Source organism: Mastigocoleus sp. MO_188.B34, from assembly GCF_030065675.1.
In the GTDB taxonomy this organism is placed as follows: domain Bacteria; phylum Cyanobacteriota; class Cyanobacteriia; order Cyanobacteriales; family Nostocaceae; genus Mastigocoleus.
Genome location: NZ_JASJDK010000143.1, coordinates 1 through 19,262 on the forward strand (window position 1 = coordinate 1; position 19,262 = coordinate 19,262).

Below are 19,262 nucleotides of genomic sequence, written 5' to 3' on the forward strand. Positions count from 1 at the left end.
CGCATTGGTAGAGTATGGGATAGGAAAACCACGGGCGATTTTACAACTTTTCCGTCAAGAAGAAGTGCAAAAAGCGTTTCGTCAAGCTTTTGATGCTGATAATCCTTCCATTGTAATCGCACAAATCGAGCAAGTTCTGGAACCGGATGAATGGAATATTTTGCAAGAGGCGATCGCGGAAGAAGAAATTGATGTCATAGTTGAATTGGCGGAATTTAGCGCGGTTTTTATCAAGGTAGTTGAATTAACTCGTACCCCCGCAGAGGTGAGACGGGATCGCAATATTACCGATTTACAACAAGAACTAGAAGTAATCAAACAACAGTTACATCAATTAAGAAGTCTGGAAGAAATTCAAACAGAACTTGCAAAATTAACTAGTCAATCATCACGTTTATTAGTATCAAACCAAAATTCTGGCGGTAGAGACGCGATATATCGCGTCTCTACAAATGGCCCAAACCCAGCAAGACCCCAATGCAAAGCTGCACATTTAGCCGAACAATTACGTGGATGGTTCACAACTCTGGGTTATGGTTTCGAGAAATATGAGGTTTGGGAAACCAATCATTTTGAATGGATTATCAAAATTCAAGGTAGACGTCGCTTTGACAGAATTTTGGTACGGGGAATTGATGGAGAAGCAAAAATTAGCGATCTGACGGCTTTACGTCAGTCGGTTGAAAATCAAAAAACTGATGAGGGTTGGTTAATTGCTGCACGTCGGATTAGTCGCTTGGCGCGAAATGAGGTAAATAAATCAGAAAATGAAGATTTATTTTGCTATACCCTGGATGAACTAATTGATGAAACCGCAGATTTCAGCAACTATATCAATTGGTTGTCAGATGAGGTGAAGAAACGCAAAATCGATCAACTGTATGTTCCCCTCGCTTGTACGAAGGAAGAATTCGATCCAGTAACCAAACAAAGGATGGGGATCAACCGTTATGAGGAGGAAGATGGTTGGATCGATGGTTATATCGATTTGTGGTTAGACGATCCTGCAAAGGAACATCTTTCTGTTTTGGGAGAGTTTGGTACTGGGAAAACTTGGGTAGCATTTCATTATGCTTGGACGGCTTTACAGAAATATCAGGAAGCGAAACAAAAAGGTTTAACCCGTCCCCGCTTACCTTTAGTTATTTTGTTACGGGATTACGCCAAAGCCTTAGATGTAGAAAATGTTATGGCGGGATTTTTCTACAGTCAACATGAAATCAGTCTCAACAGTTCGGTTTTTGACCAACTCAACCGCATGGGGAAACTGTTGTTAATATTTGATGGTTTCGATGAGATGGCGGCTCGGGTTGACAGACAGCAAATGATTAATAACTTCTGGGAGCTTGCACAGGTAGTAGTTCCCGGAGCAAAAGTTATACTTACTTGTCGTACGGAACATTTTCCCGAAGCTAAGGAGGGACGCAGTTTATTAAATGCCGAATTACGTGCCTCGGTCGCGAATTTGACCGCTGAATCTCCGCAATTTGAAGTATTGGAATTAGAAAAATTCAACGACGAACAAATTCGTCAGGTATTTTCTCATGTTGCGAATACCGACACCGTTGACAAGGTAATGAATAACCCCCAACTTTTAGATTTAGCACGTCGTCCGGTGATGAGTGACTTAATTTTAGAAGCATTACCAGATATTGAAGCGGGTAAACCTGTGGATATGTCGCGGGTTTACTTGTACGCGGTGCGGCGAAAAATGGAAAGGGATATTAAGAGCGAACGCACTTTTACATCATTAGCAGATAAGATGTATTTCCTATGTGAAATCGCTTGGGAAATGCTTTCCACCGACCAAATGAGTTTGAATTATCGGTTATTTCCCGACAGAATCCGACATTTATTTGGTGAAGCGGTACAGCAACAGAAAGATTTAGACCACTGGCATTACGATATGATGGGGCAAACCATGTTAGTCCGGAATGCTGATGGTGATTATGCTCCGGCGCATCGTTCTTTATTAGAGTTTTTTGTTGCTTATAAGTTTGCAGCGGAATTGGGGGTGTTAGCAGAAGATTTTCTGGAAGTAGTGCAGCCATACGAGTTATGTATAGATCGAAATGCAGCGCCACAGGAATATACTTGGTCTGAATATTGTCAGTTACAGGTTGAGAAGCGGAAGAAGAATCATTTATTAGCGCCTTTAAAGGGATTTAGAAGTGAAGATTTGGGACGGTTGCGGGAAACTGTTGGTCAAGCACCGTTAGCGAAAGCGGTTTTGGATCTTTTGGTGGGGATGGTTGATACAAGAGAATGTAGAGACGCGACATGTCGCGTCTCCAAAATGCTAGAAGTTATCGAATCAACCCGTGGTAAAAGTGAGGGGGATGTTGGTTATGTTGGTGGAAATACAGCGACGCTGTTGGTAAGGATTGATAGGGGAGCATTGAAAGGTAGAAATTTAAGTGGTGCAATTATTAAGGAAGCAGATTTTATTCACGCAAAATTGAAAGGAGTGAATTTTGCTGAAGCTAATTTAAGTTATTGCATTTTTCCAAAATCCTTTGGTGTAGTATTTACAGTTACATATAGTCCGGATGGCAAGTTTTTTGCAACTGGTGATGCGAATTGCGAAGTTACTTTATGGCGAGTTGCTGACCATCAACCAATATCAAGTTTCAAAGGACATACAGGCTGGGTACGTTCGGTAGTTTTCAGTCCTGATGGCAATAAGCTAGTAAGTGGTGGTTATGATAATACAGTCAAAGTCTGGGATATTGCTACAGGAGAATGCCTAAAAACTTGTAAGGAACATACTAGTAGAATATACTCAGTAGCTATCAGTCCCAATGGTAAAACTCTAGCTAGTGGTAGTAGCGACCAAAGCATAAAACTATGGAATATTGAAACAGGTGAATGCTTCAAAACTTTGCAAGGACATACCGACTTAGTAAGAGCAGTGACTATTAGTCCTGATAATAAAACTGTAGCAAGTGTTAGTTATGACAAAAGTTTAAAAATATGGGACGTGGCTACAGGAGAATGTCTAAAAACCTTAGAGGGACATATTCATGAAGTACGAGCAGTGGCATTTGTTCCAGGCAGTAATATTATAGGCAGTGGCAGCTATGACCATACCATTAAATTATGGAATGTTAACACAGGAAGATGTATAAAAACTCTACAATCTCACACTAATTGGGTGCCATGTATAGCTTTTAGTTCTGACGCTAAGATTTTAGCCAGTGTTAGTTACGACAAAACAGCAAAATTATGGGATGTTCATACTGGAGAATGTTTGAAAACTTTGGAAGGACACACAAACTGGATACGGGCAGTCGGTTTTAGTCCTGACGATACAACTTTGATTACTGCTGGTGATGACCAAACTATCAGGCAATGGGATGTATCAAGCGGTGAATGTATTGCAACATCACAAGGTTGCCCTAGTGCAATACATTCAGTTGTAATAAGTCCTGATAGTACTACTTTAGTAAGTAGTAGCGAAGACCAAACATTAAAATTATGGGATATTAATACTGGGAAATTATTGAAAAGCTTACGGGGACATACATCTAGAGTAAATTCTGTAGCTTTTAGTCCTGATGGTACAACCGTAGCAAGTGTGAGTTATGACAGGACAATAAAATTATGGGATATTAAGACGAGAGAATGTCTGACTACCTTAAATGGACACTCTTGGGCAATAAACTGTGTAGCATTTGCTCCTGATGGTAACACTATAGCAACAGGAGGTAGTATTGAGTGTGGAATTAAATTATGGGATGTTAAAACTGGAGAATATTTAAACACCTTGTATGGACACGACGATTGGATATGGTCAGTATCATTTAGTCCCGACAGTAAAATTTTAGCTAGTGGTAGTAGCGACCAAAGTGTAAAGCTTTGGGATATGAGTACAGGAGAATGTTTGAAAACATTACAATCGAGTAACCTGGGCATAAATACATTAGCCTTTGGTCTCGATAGTACGACTCTAGCTATTGGTTGTACGGATCATACAATCAAGTTATGGGACATTTGTACAAAAGAAGATTTAAAAACTTTGCAGGGACATACAAACTCAGTATTGTCAGTAGTATTCAGTCCAGATGGAAAAACTTTAGCAAGTGGTAGTGATGACGAAACAGTGAAGTTATGGGATATTCAGACGATGAAATGTCTCAAAACTTTTAAGTGGGATAACGATGGAGTGAATGGAGTTGCAATCAGTTCTGATGGTAACATTCTGGTTGCTGGTGGCTGGGATGGAACCATCAAAATCTGGAACATCAAAACAGGTGAATGTATCAAAACCCTCAGCAACAAACCCTACGCAGATATGAACATCACAGGCGCTACAGGCTTAACCCCAGAACAAAAAGCTTCACTCAAAGCCTTAGGCGCGGTGGAAGAAGATTAAGAAATTAGGAATTACACTACATTCAATTTGATGAACCTTTTGAGGAATGAATTTTGCTCGGAAGTTTGGGCTAATAATCAACAATTATGAAGGTGATTTAAAGCTCCGATTTGGTGTCCCACAAAATTTTCTATATTGCTTAGAATAAAAGCAAAAGCGGTATTGTTCCTTAGCTCATTTTTCATCATGGCTCACCCGAACCCAAATGAAATAAAACTCTGTACTCAATTAGTCGAATTTTTGGTAATAGTTTAATTCCTCTATTTATTGAATATATCAAAAATAACTATAGTTAAAAGTTTAAAGAATATTATGATTAAGCAAAAATTCAAAATTGGCTTATTATCCCTATTATTAGCATCTAGCTCCATTTATTTTGCTTGTACGCCACAAAAAACGACCAATGCAGGGACAGAAAAAACAGCAAATAATGTATTAACAGAAAATATAACAAGCGCGAATGTAGAAACAACTGCAAATCCAAAAGTAGAAAAAACTGCAAACCCAGGAGCAGAAAATAATATCAGTGCGGGAATAGACAAAATCGCAACAGTAAGAAGAGGAGAGTTAAAATTTATATCTAGTTGGTTTGGTAATACAGGTGGAAACAGGGATACAGCCGGACAAAGTTGGATTGAGCGTATTAAGGTACAACCTGATGGTAGCGTCTGGAGTCAAACAGGTTGGGACGAAGCTGGTAATAACAACGTCATTTATAAAGATGGTAAGCGGGTAGGTAAATTTCAGGGTAAAATCAATCCCTACGAAGCTAAAGTTAGGGGTAGAAGATGGGTTATTCCCAATCCCAAATTTTTAGGTGGTGACAGGGTACAAACCGTTGATGGTAGATGTGTAATTAAAGATGCTGGAACACCTAGCGCTCTTGCTGTCACCAATGACAGACATTTGATGGTTGCAGATAATGGACCTCGTCAATACATTCGAATTTACGATGTTTCTTCACCATGTAATCCAAAATTAATCCGTACCTTTGGTGAGGAAGGTGGAGTTTTTTCCAAAGGGAAGCCAGCAGGTGTGGTTGAACCGTTGCGTTTTTACGGAATTAATGGCGTAGGAATGGATCGTGCAGGGAATATCTGCGTCGGTGGTCAAATTGTTGGTGGTGGTGGTTGGATACGTTGTTTGACACCCCAAGGTAAGTTAAAATGGCAAGTCTATTCTGCTGGTTGGCTTTCCAATGCTGCAGCCGATCCCGATACCGATGGACGTATTTTCTACAGTTCCAGCGCGGCTTATCGCATGGACTACGGGGTAACTAAGCAAGGAAAAGAAGCTGGAGATTTCCCAGTACGTTTTACAATTGATATTTTCCGATATCCCGACGATCCCCGTACTAAAGTTTATGCTGGTGGTAAATGGCTCGATCTCAAAGAAGCATCAGCAGATGGTCACTATGCGGTGAATCCCAATGGTATTGTGGCTGTCCGTAGTTGCGGAACGGGAAGAAAATATCTTTTTGGTAGCGGTCAGAATGGTCCCAAGCTTGATGCTTATAAAATCGATGAACGCGGTATGTTCATGCCCATGGAACTCAATAATATCGAAAAAGCTTGGGCAATGAATGTTGACGATAAATGTAATATTTGGGTAGGGAAGGAAGGTGAAAACGATAAGGGAGTATTAATGTATCCATTCACTGGGATTGATGCACAAGGTAATCTTCAGTATGGAGAAGCAAAGGTTATACCCCGTCCATTTGCTGATATGACAACCATACAGCGAATTCACTACGATAGCAAACAAGATGCGCTTTACCTGACGGGATACAGCAAAAAATATCCTTATAAAGAAGGATGGGGATTAGTTGGATCGGTGATGTATCGTTGGAACGGTATTTCTAAAGGAAAAATGGATTTACATCCCGGTTATCCAGCGGTGTTTCCCGATATACCCCATGGTAAAGGAAGTGATTCTGGTGCAGCTCCGGGCGAGAAAACTAATGTTGATATTGAAACATCACCACGATACAAATCCATTTCTTGGGCTGGTAACTACGCTTTTGCATCCTATGTTGCTCGTAATAAAACTAAGGGTGGTAGACGCGGTCACACCGATGTATACGATCTAAATACAGGTAAAAAAGTGAAATCTTTGTTCCCTGATGGAAATATTATGCGAACTGATGATGAAGTCGGTTGGGTAGATATTATTAATGGTAACAGTGCGTTTTTAAGATCTAATGGGGAATATGTGGTGTCAGTGGAAGATGATGCTTATAACAAGTATCTTCTTTTCCGATGGTGTCCTAGCAAAAAATGCAATTAGTTTATTGGAGCAAATGTGACATTTAAATATGAGGTTTTAAAGACAGATTTGTTTGTCTTTAAAATCTTTAGACATCTCCAGAAAAGAATGTAGAGACGTAGCATGCTACGTCTCTACAAGGATTTTGGGTTATACATATTTAATTTCCGGAGAGGTCTTTTGTATATTAATCGTAGGGCGGTGCGTTACGGCGCGACAATGACGATGACTTAAAAAAAATATTTTTTTGCGCGCCTAACACACCCTACTATAATTTTATTTATGAACACCTTTCAAAAAATTTTCGTATCTCAATAAAATTTGAGTTTGTCTTTCTTAACTAAGCCTCACGTCCTGCAACAAATTTTCTGAATCTATACTTAAGATTACTAATTTTTTGGCTCAGAAATGTTTTGCTAGCTCGTTGGGAATACACAAATGGATTAGGACTAGTTAAAGTTTTGGGTCTGGATTCTGGTGATTTTAAATATCGATAATGCAGAAAAATATCCCGGTACGGAATATTAACATCTTCTCCAGCACACAAACGTGAAAATTTCGATGAACTTATACTCATGTAGTGCAAATATGTCAACCGACGACCTTCGTCATATAAAACATTATCCATAACATCAAATTTAGAAGACCAGTGACTACCAGCTGTATTTGCTAAATCATGATAGGCAAAGTTATAGAAAGAAATACCACTACGCCATACCATATAATTCAGTAAAGTTTGGTCAGAGTCTCTCCAAGCCATTATATTAGCTTCACCGGAATTTAGATGCTTTAATAATAATTCTCTCTGCGAAGAATCAAACATACCTTTGTGGGAAGCAAACCAACCAGAACAAAATATTTGGGACTTTATAACTTCCGGACTAAAAATTGCCAATAATTCATCTTGAGGACAATCGAAAATATAGCTGATAGCAGATTTATATTGGAAATCATTCACAACCCAATCATATTGATTTAAGCTTTGATATACATAATCTAATGGTTGCATTAAGAGGGTATCAGCATCAAAAAAAATAAATTTATCAAAAGAACCATCAAAGCAACAATATTTACGATATCTTGGCAATCGATATATCCCAGAAATACCTTTTGCACTCCATATTTCCTCAGCTGTAGAATGTGATTTCCATGCCTGAGTAGCAAAATTTTCCCAGTAAGCAATTGATTCTGTATCTTCGAATAAGGTCACATTCTCTCTGGCTGCAATCTCTTTTTGTACTTTATCTAACTGTTGATCATAAGGAATTATACATACAGGAATGTCTCGACCAGCATTAGTTTCTATACTATTAAGTAAGGCAACTAATTGGTCATAGACTACATCATTTGCTAGTGTGTAAATTCCTTCTTTCATGGGGATACTCCTAACTTTTAAATCATTACTCATTACTTATTACTCATTACTTATTACTCATTACTTTTGTCTTCCATCAAACTTAAACTCCAACAAAAGGTACAAAACGACCCATTAATCTTTTAAGTTTTTCTTTTTTTGATTCATTTAAATAACGGTAATGTTCCCAAATATTCCAGTAAGGACAACCGGGTTTGATTTTCATCCCAGCCCAATGCAAATACTCTAGTCTTTTTCCCCTGTCATAAAGTATGCGGTCTTTTTCTTCAAAATGGCGAGAACCAGCCCAGCTACCAGGTGCTCCACCAGAAACTTTCACCATATTATGGCGTTTAGAAATATTTCTTAGTACCAAATAATTGAGAATGGGTTGGTCTGTAACCCCTTTGGTAAAATCAAAATATTCTTCATGTGCAGAACATTCACGTAATGTTTCTTCCATTGTCTCGGGACTAATTGCTTCTTTTTTAGAAGCCCAATAACCACTGTTGAAAACGTCTTCTAATTCTGAATCATTGAAAATTTGCTTTTCTTTAATCATATTTGAAAAGACATTTTTTAACCCTTCACTTACATGATGATAATCACAACAGATAAAATCATATTCTGTAAGTTTATTTAGAGTTTTATTTGGACTTTCAAAGACAATGATGTCGGTATCAATATAAATAAACTCATCTAGAGGACCAAGCCATGCGACTAATTTTCGCATTTTATTTGGTAAAGCTAAAAAATTCCGGGGGAAAATGTCTTGGACTTTCTGAGTAAACTCGTCTATTAGTTTGAGATCGGGAAAAACCTCTACCCCACCATGATGACTGAGGGTAGATGCAATATTTTGGAATTGCTCGTTAAAAGGAATCAGAATAATTGGTATTTCTTTGTCAAAAGAACGGATACTATTGACTAGTGCGATCGCATTATCTGTGACATAATCATTCGCAACTATATACACTCCACGCGTCATAATTTACCTCAATTAATTTAGTTGTAATTTCTTTAAAGCCTTTTGGAGAAAACTGGGCTTGGATGTACCGTAAGTTTTTGGAGGGGTGGTAAAAGTTGGACGATTTTCGGGTTCGTGGAGGTAGCGGTAGTGTAAAAATAAATCTCGATAGGGAAAGTCAAAATTTTCTCCAGCACACAAGGCTTGCATTACTTTGGGCTGAACGCCAATATAATGCAGATATGTCAGGCGGTTACCTTTGTCATATAAAATGTGTTCCCGTTCTTCGAAGTGCTTGGAAGTTGCAGAACAACCAGTTCTCTCAGCTTCTGGTAACTCATTAGCAAAGTTATAGCTAGAAATTCCAGACCTCATCACCATGTAATTAAGTAAAGGTTGTTCTCCCGCACCACCGTATAAAATTTCTGATTCACCGGCTTGGAGTTGAGAAATTAACCAAGCTTTTTTGGGATCGTCAAATATACCTTTCTTGGAAGCATAAAAACCAGAACAAAAGATTTCTTTATCAATTCGTTCTTGGGGAAAAACTTCTAATAATTTTGCTGAACCGGTGTTGTATATTTTACTGACATCTTTAAATTGGAAATCATAAACAACCCAATCGTATTGTTCTAATTTCGCAAATACCGTCGCTAGGGAACTCATTGCTAAGGTATCCCCATCCATATAGATAAATTTATCGAAGGGACCATCAAAAGCACAAAAACGGCGATGGGCTCCATACAAACGATATTTACCACGATTCAGACGTTCCGGTGCTGCAGCAAGCATAAATTCATCCCAACGCCGAATAGATTCTCGGTCGTCGTAGATAAATACGTTGGGTCTATTAGCTATTTCAGCAGATATTCTTTCTAGCTGTTCGTCAAAAGGATAGATACAAACAGGGGTTTGAGATCCAATATTGGCATCAATACTATTTAGTAGAGCTACTAATTGGTCGAAAACTACATCATTACCAAGGGTACAAATACCATTCATATATAAGCTAAAACTTTAAATAGAGTAAATAGTGAATCAATTAAGGACACTTCAAAATTAAAAAAAAATAGATATAAATAATTTTTCCTCCTAACTTCTGTAGAGACGTAGCAGAGCCTTTGGCGTCGGCGGATCCGTAGGTGACGTAGTCAGAGCCTGCGGCGTCGGCGGAGCCTCTAGCCTCTGCTACGTCTCTACGACTCATTACTCATTCAGTATCATGATGCTATTGAAATTTAGCTGTGAATTCAGAAAGCCAGTTGAGAAGATTGAGTTTATGTAAGATGATTTGTCGTGCTTCTGCGATCGCTTCTTTTGCTTCATACCAAGCATCAGGGGTTGCGGTAACTTCTTTGATGTAAGCAATTCCTTTTTCGTCCATACTAGGTAAGCGCAAAAAACTACCTGGAGGTAATAATTTATCGGCTGCAGGTCCACCATAATAAATGGGTAAACACCATGCTAATAGGGAGTCCCAGAGTTTTTCACTGGCATACCAGTTATTATCTTTATAATTTTCAATAGAAAGATTGTAGTAATAGGGAGCCATCCCATACCATTTATTATTCAATTCTCCAAGACTGTTGGACCATAGAGGTAGATTACGCCCGTACAAACTAAAGGGAATTCCACTTTGTTCTAGAGAACGGAGAAACTCTAAACGTTGACGATGATTGAGGGTGCGGTTAATCCCAGAGGTAATCCAACTACAGGAAGCAACTTTTTTTGGTGGGGGCATTTCATTTAATTCCCGAAATGAGTTACCGTGATACCAAATAGCAGGCATATAATCGGGAATCGGAGCAAAATCATCGGGACCAGAGACGTAACCGCAATATTTTTCGGCTTCCTGATAGTTATATTTAGCAATATCTACAACTTCTTCTAAGGGCGGTTCCCTCAACAGATAGATGATTCTATCTTTATTTACACCGCGAAAGCGAGATTTTATATCTGGTAACGGCTGCGGTGACTTACGAAATCGATCAAGCCAAGTTTTATTTGTCTGTTGCTGGGGAAAATCAAACTGGTACATCAACAGAAAATCCGGCTTAGTAGCATTAGCTCGGATTTGCATATTACCCCAAATGCCAGATTCATCAGGTGCTTGTTGCCACAGCCAGTCGGCTTTTTTTTCTAAGCCACTGTAGCTGCTAATCATACCAATAGTTGCAAGATTCATATTATCAGTTATTAGTTATCAGTTATTATTAGTTAACGAATATTGAGAGTGTCTTCAAAGCGTTCTAATTTATCTAATAGATGCATCGTTGTTCTATGAACTTCAGTAATTATTTGTTTCTCTTCTTCAGGGGAGTCTATCAAACTGTTGTCTAAGCTATGAAGAGCATTAAGTATGGAATTAAGAATTTTACGGAATTCATCGGCAATATCTTTTAATTTTTGCTCTTTTATATTTGATTTTTGATATCGATCGCCGGCTAATATTGCTTTGAGATTAGCATGTAAATTAACTATATCGTCCAACACATCAATTGTGTTGAAAACTCTTAATACTGACTTGTATGATTCTTCGATTAATTCTTGACGTTCTTGCTGATTTTCTACTATATCATCAGACAATAACCCCAAAAAACCGATAGTTGAATTTAGTCTCGTACGAATTTCATAAGATAGTCGAATTAAACTTTGACTAGATTTATTACTAAATTCTTTACCCTCACCAAATTGCATAGAATAAAGTCGGGAGTAGTAACCATTTTTTTCTAATAATTCTTCATGATTTCCAACTTCTACTACTCTTCCTCGATCCAAAACTGCAATTTTATCGGCTTTTTGAACCGTGGATAAACGATGAGCTATGACCAAAGTAGTGCGATCGCGACTCAAGTCATCAATTGCTTGCTGTACTAAACGTTCCGATACCGTATCTAGGGCGCTAGTAGCCTCATCTAAAATTAGTATTTCCGGGTCTTGGACTAATGCTCTCGCGATCGCTAATCTTTGTCTCTGACCGCCAGAAAGCATAATACCCCGGTCGCCAATCATTGTGTCAAAACCTTGAGGAAGTTTACTAATAAACTCATAAGCATTTGCCCGTTTACTAGCGTGAATAATCTCTTCTTCTGTAGCTTTCTGTTTACCATAGGCAATATTATTTCGGACGGAGTCATTGAACAAAAAAGTATCCTGAGATACGATACCCATAACACGACGCAAAGATTTCAGTTCAAACTCTTTTAAGTTTACTCCGTCAATTTCGATACTTCCAGATACGGGATCGTAAAATCTGGGTAATAGATCTGCTAAAGTTGATTTACCGGCACCAGAACCACCAACTAGAGCCAAAGTTGTACCCCTTGGCAAATATAAATTAATATCTTCTAGTACTTGCTTATCATGACCGGGATAAGTAAAGGAAAGTGAATTAAAGTTTATTCCTTTTTTTAAACCGGTGTAGGGATGAACGCCATCAGGCATGAATGGCTTTAAATCCCGACTCAAGAACTCAGATGTAATATTTATACTGGCAGATGTATTAGCAAAGTTACTACGAAGTGAATTTAATTGGGAAAGAAATGGTAACATTCGCAGTAAAACTAATAAATAAGTCAGTAATACCGCTGATATTGAATCTATGCTATCGGCAAAGAAAATTTTGCCCAAGAAAACTATTAAAATTAATGCCACAATTCCCGTAAACTCACTTGTTGGAGCAATGGCTTGGGAATATACCTGGGAAATAAAATCAGCTTGTTCGCGCTCGCGAATTAACTGATGAATTTTTTCATATTCTCTATCTTCGTTTGCTGTAGCTTTAACCAGACGAATTCCATTCAAGATTTCTAAAACAGAAATAGAATAAGCTTTAGATTTTTCTGAAAGTTGAGTACCGAGTTTACGAGAACGAGAAATTGCAATTTGATTAATTAAAGTAACGAAAGAAAGTAGAAAAGAAGATGCTATTGTTAACTGCCAAGATATTGATAATAAAAATCCAATAAAAACTAAAATAGTAATTGATATTATTACTAATCTGATGGTCGAGCCTAAAGTACTTGCCGCACGAGAAATCTCTACACCTAAACTATTGATTAAATCACCAATTTTCATTTTGGTGTAGTATTCCATATCTATTTTTAATAGTAGCTCTAAGCCTTCGGAACGCATATCTGTAGTTAACAGACGTGTTAATCGACTCGATGCTAAAACACTTGCATAATTAGATAGATTCTTCACAAAAATAGTGAAGATAATTATCCCACCCATAACTAGTGCGCGATAGCTTTCTGGAAGACTATCGAATGGAGTCATAATACCTCTAATCAATGGTGGTAGATTAGTGAAGTCTATTTCTTGACCGACGATTTTAAGAACTATAGGCACAATTAAAGTAGTACCAATTCCATTAAAAAAAGCGCCAAAAAATCCTAGAAATAAAGTGAGGATTATCAATCCTGGGTAAGGTCTAACAAATCTAAAAAGTAGCTTATTTTTCAACATCGAGGTTGCCGATTTTTATTTTCTATTTGTTAACATTTTTCGGTAATTATTCGCCACCCCAAAAAAATTGAAAATTTAATTTTATTAAAAATATAAGAAAGTATGTCGCTTATAAACTAGAAACTATTTGAGATACAGTTGTGGCCATAGTGTTTAAACTATAATGTTTTACACACCTTTCTCTCGCCATTTTTCCACGATGATTAGCTGCCTCTAAATCTTGAAATATTAACTGAATATTCTCAGCAATTTCTTCTGGAGAACTAGGATTAACGAGATAACCCGTATCATTCAAAATCGTTGGAATATCTCCTACTCTTGTCGCCAAAATAGGTTTTGCCATTGCCATTCCATCGGTCAACTTGAGAGGAAATTGTGCCCAAGCGATCGCAGTATCCCGAGAAGGAACTACAATAACGTGGGCAGCAGAAACAACGGAGGGCATTTCTTCTACAGATTGTGGTGGTAAAGTAATAATCCACTTACCCCAGCGTTCTTTTAATTGTTCGTCGTAATCGTCATAAGGATTTCCACCAACTATTACCAATCTCAGGTCTGGTTGATTAAGTAAATCCAGCGCCATTAAAACATCTTCCAAACCTTTATGAGGTCTAGGCGCACCAGGAAACATTAAAATGCGATAGTCCGCAAGACCATTATTTTCTCGACTAACTTGAGGATCGTATTTGTCCGGATTAAATAAGTCAGTGTCTTTACCATTAGGTAAATAGCTTCCACCAAAACGGTTAAGTAGAAATTGAGTATGAGCGACAATCGCATCCGCATGTTTAATGGAAGATTCCATCCACTTTATGTAAAGAGGATGTTCTGGGTTACGCAGAGCACCATCTTGCTTAAGGACATCTCTAGCTAATTGTTTAAAATTAGGACGATACTGCCATTCATCACCTCCGTACCAGCTCAATTCCCAATCATCTATGTCTAAAATCAGTGGGCGATGATGAAAAATCTTATCCATCAAAGCTACACCGTAACTTGTGGGTTTTGGTTTTACGGCACAAACAATATCTCCTTTGATTTTATTTAAAAGTTTTTTACTCGCACTAAAAAACTCGGGATAATTACAACCTTCAAGGTAAAATACAGATAGGTCAGATGGCGCTTCTGGATAAACATTTTTTCCAAATAAAAAGCCTAAAATTTCTACATCGTAATTTAGTTTTTGGAAAACTTTTCCTAGTAAATAAGCACGAACTATACCACCTTTACAAAAATTAGGTGCAAGGATAGAAACTTTTAATTCAGATTCTTTATACTTTTTCATTGTCGAAAATTAATTATATTCAAAATAATTTAATTTCTAATATAACGACTGATTTTTACGTTCAAACTTGAATCTTATTGACATTGATTTTATTTTTATTTTGTTGATATTTTTCTCTGTAATATACAATTTATATAAAGATTGTAATTCCTGGTAATTGTATTATTTTAATTATGATTAGTTATTAGTGATTATTTTGGGATTAAATAATAAATGATATTGATATAAAAAATAAGTTAGACATTAAAAATAATTATATTTTGTCTAAATTAATATCAATTTAACTTCTGCTCAATTATTTTCCCATAGCATTTTTACTGATAAATACAGCTAGAAGTAATTGTTTCATAAAATACATAAGTAAAATCACGGTCTTTAGAGAGATATTGATGAAAATACACTATAGAATATTGAAATCGCCCTCAAGAGTGTTGAATGGGGCGATGTAAAATTAACCGAACTTCCTAAGAAGATGCTTTTATGTAAAAATTTAGAGCTAAAGATTTTTGGCAAAAAATAAAAGTATTGACAGCAAAGACTATCTGTACATAAATTTTAAGCTGTATACTTCAAGTTAACTTAGAGGATAATATTAAAACTAATATGAGATATGAAATATTTTAGTAATTATATTTTAGATAGTATAATTTTCCAAAATATAATTGCCAAAAATAAATAGGCATACTTCACTTAGTAATTTACGATTGAAAATCATCAAAAATTTAGTTCCCTCAGAGTTAAATTCAAGTTACAGCCTACCTTTTACCAATCAACTAGTTGTAAGCGACCTGTTTGGATATAGTCGAAAATACGATTAATCTGACGCCGATCAGAATCACTAACTTCTCCATCAATTAGTATTGTATAAGTCAGAGCATTATGGTCTTCAGGACTTATTTTCCCCGATCTAATGATTCTTTCTACAATTTTTTTGACTGCTATCTCTGCCCGATTGTGAAATTTTTGATAGCCTGATAAACTATTCATATTCCTCCAGAAAGACACAAATTTTCGTCACAATATTTAGTTGTCTTCGATTTAAAAAGACAAATATATAGTTACTTAAAGAATTAAGTAAACCGCTGATAAATAATGTTGTGAAGATGAGATACCAGAAATTACTGATATCCTGAAAAGATATTTTAAATCTGCTAGAGATATAAACAATATCTAGCGGAATAATACAGTTATAAATTTAACTTTTGATACAGTTGTAATTCCAGAGAATTTTTACTGACGCACTACCATAAATGTTACCATTAGCATCTTTATATCAAGTGTAATTACGGTTGAAGTATCTCAACTTGAACTATCTCAAATAGATTTTACCTGGGTATGAGCAATGCTACAGATTAAGGATGTAAAAATATAAGTTGCTTATACGCGTGTTACTTGTATAAATAAAGAATAAGTCCTAAAACTACTTTTACAGGGTTAGACAAATTATCATGCAGATATTTCGTCTCAAAGCACTTTCAGATAATTATATATTTTTGCTGTACGATTCCCAGAGCAATACTGCTGCTGTTGTCGATCCAGCACAATTAAAACCAGTTTTAGAAAAGCTGACGGAACTTAAAGCCGAATTAATTGCCATATTTAATACACATCATCATATGGATCATGTGGGTGCTAATCGGCAATTGATAGATAAATTTCCCAACGTTACTATTTATGGTGGAGCCGAAGACCGAGGAAGAATACCTGGACAGGATGTGTTTTTACAAGCTGGCGATCGCGTAGAATTTGCTGGTCGAACAGCAGAAGTATTTTTTGTTCCCGGACATACCCGCGCCCATATAGCTTATTATTTTCCACCGCAAAAACCAGGGGAAAAAGGAGATTTATTCTGTGGGGATACCCTATTTGCTGGAGGATGCGGTCGTTTGTTTGAAGGAACACCGGCGCAAATGGTGGATTCCTTAAGTAAAATTCGTTCTTTACCAGATGATACACGTATTTGGTGCGCTCATGAATACACCCTAAATAATTTGCGGTTTGCACTTACTGTGGATAAAAATAACCCTGATTTGCAAAACCGTTACGAGCAAGTAAAAGCATCTCGAGAACTTGGAGAAGCTACTGTTCCATCGATTTTGGGAGTAGAAAAATTGACAAATCCGTTTTTACGCTGGGAACAGCCAGGATTACAATTAGCTGTAAATAGTAGCGATTCTGTAGAAACTTTTGCTCGGGTAAGACAAATGAAAGATAAATTTTAAACGTGAGAATGCGACGGATTTTTATGTTGTCAAAAAAACTGTAGAGACGTAGCACTGCTACGTCTCTACAACAAAATGAAACTAGTTGAAGAACTCTTGGTTTATGATTTTTATCCTAGAACTGAAACTGGCTCATCAGCAGTTAGACTGGCTACTTGACTATTGATTTGGAAATAAGCATCAACCATGTCAATCTGACTACCATCAGCCCTAGTTGCAGAACCGTGTTCGATTAATACGTTACCGTTTTGGTAAACTGGTGTTTCTGCATATGAGGTGTTAAGACTAACGATACCTTGGGAACCTAAAGAAATAAGTTCGCCCTCATCGGTACTGTGATTTTCGTTACTGTCTTGCCACAGAAGTAAACCACCTGTCAGAATTTCTTCTTGACCAATTAAGCCATCACCGTCGGTGTCATAGGTTGCAAGTTTTGCAAAACCTTCACCAACATTACCACCAAATAGTTCAGAGATATCATCGATGGTACCATTACCATTATTATCCACAGCGAGGAAAGCATCTTCACTAGATAACCAACCTGACTCAATGGGACTTCCATTTCCTAATAGGTCAAAAGTACCTGCTGTTGTACCCATGGCTGTAGTTTGTACACCATCACCGTTGAGGTCGAGAGCTATGGGGCTGAAGAAGTCATAATCAGTGCGGTCATTAATCGAAACATGTAAATTATCTCCGCATAACTTATCTGCATCCCCTGAAACTAAGTTGATGGAGAACTTCTCAGTCCCTTCGTAGTAACCATAATTATTGGGACTATCCCGATCTACAGTAACTTTCTCTTTCCAAGTTTTGACGGAGAATGATTCAGACTGGGTTTGTCCTGCAGCAACTTTGACTGTTATGTAACCATCGCTATCTTTTTGACCGTATTGATTGTAAACGGTATAATCCCAACTTGCATCACCAGGACCAACAGCATCGCGATTTCCAGTCCAATGACCATAACTATCGACTTCAGCAATTTGATTATAATATACACCAGTTACTTGCCCGTAATAATTACGGACATCAAAGTATCCACCCCACATGATGTCTTGAGAACCCGCACGGTAGTCAGTGGTCATTTTGGCAGATTCGTTATTGACCTGGATTTTAAAATAGCGATCTTGTTCGCTGACTCCATCAAGCTGCACTTTATAGTAACCGCGATCGCCTTCTGAGATAGAAGTTGCACCAACTAGCTTTGCACAAATTGGACTATGACTACTATTTGTGTAACCACTTGCGTCGCTGTCACTTACATTTTGTGCTGTGACAGTTGCAATATTTACATAGTTACCAGTACTTGTTTGTCCGGGAACAGAAACATTAAGCTTATTAAGCTTGAAAGAATCATTACTACCACCTGTATAAGCAGAGATAATAACCGTATCACCTACTAATTCGTCATTGTTGAAGTCAGCCCAGCGAGAATAGCTGCTCTTAGTAAAGTTATTTTCTTTGGTAAAATTATTAAGTAATGTGCTGTTCAGATGAGAAATATCAGTACCATTGCGATCGCCAATCCAGATGGAGATGTCACTGTCGTCGCCAACATATTTCAGGAAAGCTTTGTCTACAACAATATCTTTATCGAATTCAAAGAGCAGGTAATCAAGGCTACCACCATTATCCACTCTATGTCCAGAACCACTTTCTTTACGGTTAGTGACACCTAAACCACCGCCATATGAACCTACGTAAGCTTTGTCAAAGTTGCTGCCATTTTTATCGCTACGAAAAGCACTGACATCAACAGAAACATCCCCAGATGTAAAAGTGCGGATGTTACCATCGGGACCATCGGTATAGCTATTTCCTGTAAAGCTAAACTGCAGATCCTCAGCAGAAGTAGTGGTTGTTAGATTTTCAGCTACAAAGGTTTCAGATGTATAGGTCCAAGTTTCACCTGCACTTAGGATTCCATCACCACCTACATCACTTGTTAGATTTAGGGTTGCAGTGAAGTCGTCACTAGAATCATTAGGTGTTCCATGGTCGTCAGTTACAACTATTTGGTCACGAGTAAAGGCTACATTACCTGTATTAGTGACTTCGTATGTAAAGGTGACATTTTCTCCTGCTGCGATTTCAGGTAAGTTGTTGATGTCGGTGACGTCAATTCCATTTACAAATTTCTCAATATCAATTCCTGGATTTGCAGGTTCAACAATACCCGCATCTAAAGTAGTGTTATTTTCACCGGGGTCTAAAACAACTTTTTGGGTCATTCCATTGCTGGGGTCAGCATCGGAATCTAATCCATCATCACTACCAGCATCAGCTTGGGTGAATTCATAACCTTCAGGGAGATTGGAGAAAGT

Annotated in this window: 11 protein-coding genes; 3 read left to right on the plus strand and 8 right to left on the minus strand. The window is 37.5% G+C overall.

Features of this window, described 5'->3' with window-relative positions; genetic code table 11:
* Window positions 1-4,375: NACHT domain-containing protein (locus tag QNJ50_RS24480; RefSeq protein WP_300640791.1), on the plus strand; the 4,375-nt coding region annotated here is incomplete at its 5' end.
* Window positions 4,376-4,687: 312 nt separating this feature from the next.
* Window positions 4,688-6,661, plus strand: a complete 1,974-nt coding sequence (locus QNJ50_RS24485; protein ID WP_300640793.1) for a hypothetical protein — start codon at window positions 4,688-4,690, stop codon at window positions 6,659-6,661.
* A 319-nt stretch (window positions 6,662-6,980) separates the two neighbouring features.
* On the opposite strand, the gene QNJ50_RS24490 is transcribed toward QNJ50_RS24485, so the two are convergent.
* The 7 genes from QNJ50_RS24490 to QNJ50_RS24520 form a co-directional block, all read right to left on the minus strand.
* Window positions 6,981-8,015 carry an Npun_R2821/Npun_R2822 family protein gene (locus tag QNJ50_RS24490; protein WP_300640795.1) on the minus strand — a complete coding sequence of 345 codons (1,035 nt, stop codon included), beginning with the start codon at window positions 8,013-8,015 and terminating at the stop codon, window positions 6,981-6,983.
* An 82-nt stretch (window positions 8,016-8,097) separates the two neighbouring features.
* Window positions 8,098-8,982 carry an Npun_R2821/Npun_R2822 family protein gene (locus tag QNJ50_RS24495; protein ID WP_300640797.1) on the minus strand — a complete coding sequence of 295 codons (885 nt, stop codon included), beginning with the start codon at window positions 8,980-8,982 and terminating at the stop codon, window positions 8,098-8,100.
* Between the two features lie 12 nt (window positions 8,983-8,994).
* Complete coding sequence (locus QNJ50_RS24500; RefSeq protein ID WP_300640799.1) at window positions 8,995-9,963, minus strand: Npun_R2821/Npun_R2822 family protein; 969 nt, start codon at window positions 9,961-9,963, stop codon at window positions 8,995-8,997.
* Window positions 9,964-10,189: 226 nt separating this feature from the next.
* Window positions 10,190-11,146, minus strand: a complete 957-nt coding sequence (locus QNJ50_RS24505; protein ID WP_300640801.1) for a glycosyltransferase family 10 — start codon at window positions 11,144-11,146, stop codon at window positions 10,190-10,192.
* A 32-nt stretch (window positions 11,147-11,178) separates the two neighbouring features.
* On the minus strand, window positions 11,179-13,428 hold the full coding sequence (locus QNJ50_RS24510) for an ABC transporter ATP-binding protein (RefSeq protein ID WP_300640803.1): 2,250 nt from the start codon (window positions 13,426-13,428) through the stop codon (window positions 11,179-11,181).
* A gap of 109 nt (window positions 13,429-13,537) precedes the next feature.
* The gene (locus tag QNJ50_RS24515; RefSeq protein ID WP_300640805.1) at window positions 13,538-14,713 is read right to left on the minus strand and encodes a glycosyltransferase family 4 protein; all 1,176 of its coding nucleotides are present in this window, start codon (window positions 14,711-14,713) and stop codon (window positions 13,538-13,540) included.
* A 762-nt stretch (window positions 14,714-15,475) separates the two neighbouring features.
* Window positions 15,476-15,700, minus strand: a complete 225-nt coding sequence (locus QNJ50_RS24520) for a hypothetical protein (RefSeq protein ID WP_300640807.1) — start codon at window positions 15,698-15,700, stop codon at window positions 15,476-15,478.
* A 461-nt stretch (window positions 15,701-16,161) separates the two neighbouring features.
* Between QNJ50_RS24520 and gloB the strand changes: the two genes are divergently transcribed.
* On the plus strand, window positions 16,162-16,935 hold the full coding sequence (gene gloB / locus QNJ50_RS24525) for a hydroxyacylglutathione hydrolase (protein ID WP_300640809.1): 774 nt from the start codon (window positions 16,162-16,164) through the stop codon (window positions 16,933-16,935).
* 110 nt (window positions 16,936-17,045) lie between these two features.
* On the opposite strand, the gene QNJ50_RS24530 is transcribed toward gloB, so the two are convergent.
* The coding region (locus QNJ50_RS24530; RefSeq protein ID WP_300640811.1) for an SdrD B-like domain-containing protein at window positions 17,046-19,262 on the minus strand (2,217 nt) is incomplete at its 5' end.

Coding starts and splice junctions, on each gene's coding strand:
- QNJ50_RS24485 (WP_300640793.1), top strand. CDS start 4,688: ATGATTAAGCAAAAATTCAAAATTGGCTTATTATCCCTATTATTAGCA.
- QNJ50_RS24490 (WP_300640795.1), bottom strand. CDS start 8,015: ATGAAAGAAGGAATTTACACACTAGCAAATGATGTAGTCTATGACCAA.
- QNJ50_RS24495 (WP_300640797.1), bottom strand. CDS start 8,982: ATGACGCGTGGAGTGTATATAGTTGCGAATGATTATGTCACAGATAAT.
- QNJ50_RS24500 (WP_300640799.1), bottom strand. CDS start 9,963: ATGAATGGTATTTGTACCCTTGGTAATGATGTAGTTTTCGACCAATTA.
- QNJ50_RS24505 (WP_300640801.1), bottom strand. CDS start 11,146: ATGAATCTTGCAACTATTGGTATGATTAGCAGCTACAGTGGCTTAGAA.
- QNJ50_RS24510 (WP_300640803.1), bottom strand. CDS start 13,428: ATGTTGAAAAATAAGCTACTTTTTAGATTTGTTAGACCTTACCCAGGA.
- QNJ50_RS24515 (WP_300640805.1), bottom strand. CDS start 14,713: ATGAAAAAGTATAAAGAATCTGAATTAAAAGTTTCTATCCTTGCACCT.
- QNJ50_RS24520 (WP_300640807.1), bottom strand. CDS start 15,700: ATGAATAGTTTATCAGGCTATCAAAAATTTCACAATCGGGCAGAGATA.
- gloB (WP_300640809.1), top strand. CDS start 16,162: ATGCAGATATTTCGTCTCAAAGCACTTTCAGATAATTATATATTTTTG.